This window comes from uncultured Shewanella sp., from assembly GCF_947495455.1.
GTDB lineage: Bacteria > Pseudomonadota > Gammaproteobacteria > Enterobacterales > Shewanellaceae > Shewanella.
In genome coordinates, this window is the sequence record NZ_CANLZC010000192.1 from 1 (window position 1) to 4,610 (window position 4,610).

The 4,610-nt window shown below is 42.2% G+C and carries 2 protein-coding genes; both read right to left on the reverse strand.

Annotated elements, in window-relative coordinates; translation table 11 throughout:
• Window positions 1–117 precede the first annotated feature (117 nt).
• Entirely contained in the window at window positions 118–3,210 is a 3,093-nt protein-coding gene (locus Q0791_RS24505; RefSeq protein WP_299011884.1) for an efflux RND transporter permease subunit, read from the reverse strand.
• Window positions 3,207–4,286: an efflux RND transporter periplasmic adaptor subunit gene (locus Q0791_RS24510; RefSeq protein WP_299011885.1), complete on the reverse strand. Its 1,080-nt coding sequence runs from the start codon at window positions 4,284–4,286 to the stop codon at window positions 3,207–3,209. The genes Q0791_RS24505 and Q0791_RS24510 overlap by 4 nt, the downstream gene beginning before the upstream one ends.
• Window positions 4,287–4,610 lie beyond the last annotated feature (324 nt).

Below are 4,610 nucleotides of genomic sequence, written 5' to 3' on the forward strand. Positions count from 1 at the left end.
TAGAGATAGGACTCGGATTTTGACGCATTTAAACGATCAGTCAACCGATCAATAAATCGTTAAATGATCGGCATTACGCCGTAGCGCCTTTTTCTTTTTAAAACACATTTTATCTCACTACTGTGCTAATTCGATTTCAAGCTGTTTAGCAACCCGCTCAGGTGAGCCTGAGCCTTTAGATAAAATAGAATAAGCCACAGGAATAACAAATAATGTAAAGAAAGTGGCCAATGTAATGCCTGCAAGCACCACCACACCAATGACAAACCGAGTTTCGGCGCCTGCCCCTACGGCCATCACTAAAGGCAGTGCACCTATGGCTGTCGTGATCCCCGTCATTAAAATCGGTCTTAATCGCTGACTCGACGCATGAATTATCGCATCAGTAAAGGCTAACCCCTTATCTCTTAGCTGATTAATAAATTCGACAATTAAAATACCGTTCTTCGCCGCTAATCCAACCAACATAATAATACCGATTTGACTGTAAATATTCAGGCTTTGATCGGTGAGCCATAAGCCAACTAGGGCCCCTAACGTTGCTAAAGGCACAGTGAGCATGATCACAAATGGATGCACGAAACTTTCAAACTGCGCAGCTAACACCAAAAATACCACACCTAAAGCCAACACAAACACGAAGTACATCGAATCACCGGACTCTTTATAATCCAATGATTGCCCTTTATAGCTGATCACAGCTTCTGCGGGTAAATAGGTATAAGCAATCTCATTTAAATCATCCAATGCTTGCCCTAAACTGTAACCTTCTGCCAGATTAGCTTCTAAGGTAATGGAGCGCATACGATTATAGCGATTCAGTGTGCTAGCATCAGCAAACTCTTCCACCGACACTAGATTAGACAAGGGGATCAGCTCTTGGCTTCTGTCTGAACGTACATAGATATTTTCCAGATCTTCTGCAGTGTTTTGCGTATCACGCTCTCCTTCAATAATCACATCATATTCACGTCCATCTTGCATAAATGTGGTCACCAAACGAGAACCCAACATCGTCTCCAATGTTTGGCCAATATGAGAAATAGAAACACCGAGCGCCGCGGCCCTATCTTTATCGATTATCACCTTTAACTGAGGTTTTGTTTCTTTATAATCATCATCTAAACCCACTAAGCTTGGGTAGTCTTTAGCTTTTTCAAACATGATATCGCGCCAATGTGCCAACTCTTCATAGCTAGTACCGCCTAACACAAATTGCACGGGCTTACCCACGCCTCGACCAAACGCTTGCCTCGTGACAGGAAAGGCTCTTACCCCCGCTAAATCATTCAATCTGGCTCGAATATCATTAATAATCTCACCCACACCTCTGCGCTGCCCCCAGTCTTCCAGTACAATAATCGCCATGCCATTTGAAAAATTAGCGCTGGTACCAAAAGATCGCGGTGCTCGAATCAATAAACGCTTTATCTCACCCGCTTCAACCAAAGGCATAAGCCTATTTTCAATTTCATCCATATAAGGTTCAATATATTCAAAACTCGCCCCTTCAGGGCCATTAACAATTAAAAATAGAGAACCTCTGTCTTCTCTTGGAGCAAACTCCTGTGGTATTTTCGTCATTAAATAACCACTGCAAGCTAAAGCAATCAATACAACAGATGTGACTAAATAAGGATGTTTCATTAAATAGAGTAAACTTTTTCGATATTGGCTCGATAATTTATCCATTCCCCCATCAATTTTTTGCACTAACCAAGGCGACTCACTCGTCGGTTGTAATAGCTTAGAGCACATCATAGGACTTAAGCTTAATGCCACAATACTGGAAAAAATCACCGCCGCGCTCATTGCCACAGCAAACTCTTTAAACAACTTACCTAAATCACCTTCTAAAAAGCTAATGGGCATAAAAACCGACACTAATACTAATGTGGTCGCGACAATGGCAAAGCCCACTTCACGGCCACCTAAAAAAGCCGCTTTCAGTGGTGAGTCGCCTTCTTCTATGCGCCTATGGACATTTTCTAGCATCACAATGGCATCATCAACCACCATGCCAATGGCTAAAATCATAGCCAATAATGTCAGTAAGTTAATCGTAAACCCTAAGCTATACAATACGATAAACGTTGCCATCAATGACACAGGCACAGTTAAAGCAGGGATCAACATGGCTCTGACACTGCCTAAAAACAGATAGATAACAATGATCACTAAAAAGAGAGCGATAAAAAGCGTTTGATAAACCTCTTTAACCGATGATTCAATAAATACCGAACTGTCATAAGAGCGCTTTATGGACATGCCCGCCGGTAACGTCGGATTAATTTTATCCGCTAATGCATTAGCTGCGCGAGCCACTGATAAAGTGTTGGCCGTGGATTGCTTTGAGATCCCAAGACCAATCATAGACTCGCGATTACCACGAAATAGGATCCGCTCTTCTTCAGAACCTATTTCGACTTTAGCCACATCGCCTAATTTCACTAAATAGCCATCTTCTCCCTCTTTAAGCACTAGATTGGCAAAGTCATCAGCATTATTAAAACTGCGTTCTAAGCGCACCGTAAAATGCCTATCTTTTGACTCAATACTCCCAGCGGGTAATTCCACATTTTCTTCCCGCAATGCCGACTCGATATCATTCACCGTTAAATGGCGCGCCGCTAAGGCTTGCCTATCAATCCAAATACGCATGGCATAGACTTTCCCTCCCCCCAAGCGTATGTTCGCCACACCATCTAATACAGAAAAACGATCGACTAAATAGCGCCTCGCATAATCGGTCAATTGCATGGTATTCATTTGATCTGAGACCAAATTTAACCACATAATCACTTCATCTCCTCCGTTGGCTTTTTCGACTTCTGGAGGATCGGACTCTTCTGGCAAATTATTGAGTAAACCTGAAATTCTATCACGTATATCATTCGCCGCCGCTTCAATATCCCTGCCGACACCAAATTCAATCGTGATATCAGAGCGTCCATCACTACTGGATGAATTAATATTCCGAATCCCTTCAACCCCGCTTATTCTGTCTTCAATTAACTGCGTGATACGGGTTTCCACCACAGAGGCCGAAGCGCCGCGATAGTTGGTTTGAATAGACACAATTGGCGGGTCAATATCAGGGTATTCACGTAATGGCAGTTTATCAAAAGCCACTAAGCCAAACACAATAAGCAAGATACTGATCACAGAAGCGAATACCGGCCGCTTAACCGAAAGATCTGTTAATATCATGCGATGGGCTCAACCTTAGCTTGCTCTAAAAAACTAAAATTTTCACTAAAAGACACCTTGACTTTATCCCCAGGACGCACTTTTAAAATCCCCCTCACTATCACCTGTTGCTCAAGCTTTATACCGCTTAAAATTTCAACCCATCCTCGTTTACGTATGCCAAGTTCCACTAATTGACGACTCACCACGCCTTCACTGTCAACCACATAAACATAATGCCTATCTTGAACAGGAATAATCGCTGACTCAGGTAATATCAGCGCCTCTCGACTGGCTTTAATCAATTTCACTTTCATTAACATACCGGGTAATAACCGCCCCTTAGCATTGGGGATTTCTGTTCTGACAATCACAGCGCGAGTGGCAGGATTGACTCGGCTGTCAATTGAAGTCACTTGACCAATAAAAGGTTCATCACCGTATGCCATAGCGTTAGCTTCCACTTTTTGGCCAATTTTAATGGCTTGTAAAAAGCGCTCTGGAACAGAAAAGTCTAATTTAATAATGGAAATATCATCTAAAGTGGTAATTTCGTCACCGGGAGAGACCAATGCGCCGACACTAACGCGACGTAAACCTAATACGCCAGAAAATGGGGCTTTAATTTGTCTATCGGCTAATGCGGCCTGCGCTTCTAACAATTGGGCATTCGCGGTATCAATCGCCGTTTGTAATCGATCCCGTTCTGAGCCTGCAACTGTTTGGGAGGTGACTAATTCGCGAATACGGTCAAATTCGCGTTTATGATCATGTAACTGTACTTTTGCAATAGTGACTTGGGCCGCTTGGCCTTCATCGTGAAGCTGCACAAGTAGCTGACCTTTTTTAACCCTATCACCGTCATTAAAATTTACTTTCGTGATCACATCGCTGACTTTTGACGTGACAGTCATTGATTCATTCGCTTGTGTGGTACCTAATGCTTCGACTTCTTCTCGAATTGGCCCCAATGAGGCTTTCGCCACCACAACATTCACTAAAGAACGAGGTTTAGCTTGTGCGCTATGTTCTTCGTTCAAAAAATGGTAACCTAAACCCAGCAGTACCAAGACAAAAAAAACCAGTATTTTTTTCATTCCCTTCCCAAACAACCTTTTTATATTTGCTTTTAGTTTACCTTTATCGGCCAATGACACAATATGTTTTACTTTTGGTTACAATTTAAAATGTGACGAAAAAACAACAAAAAACCAGTAAGAATGCCTTACTGGCTTAATCAACAATCAATGTCACCTTGAGTTAATCGAAACAAAACTGGCTTTGCCACTCACAGCCTTCCTGTTACTTCTTTCACTCATTATTTAAACACAGTTGTGCTTATAAATATACCCGTGACTGATGAATCCCCAGTTTTTTTACTCACAGGTGATTCCCAGGAAGTTGATTTTATTTGGGAACTT

Bases quoted from the DNA above. Each gene is read 5' to 3' on its own strand.
- Q0791_RS24505 (WP_299011884.1), bottom strand. From the start codon at position 3,210: ATGATATTAACAGATCTTTCGGTTAAGCGGCCGGTATTCGCTTCTGTG.
- Q0791_RS24510 (WP_299011885.1), bottom strand. From the start codon at position 4,286: ATGAAAAAAATACTGGTTTTTTTTGTCTTGGTACTGCTGGGTTTAGGT.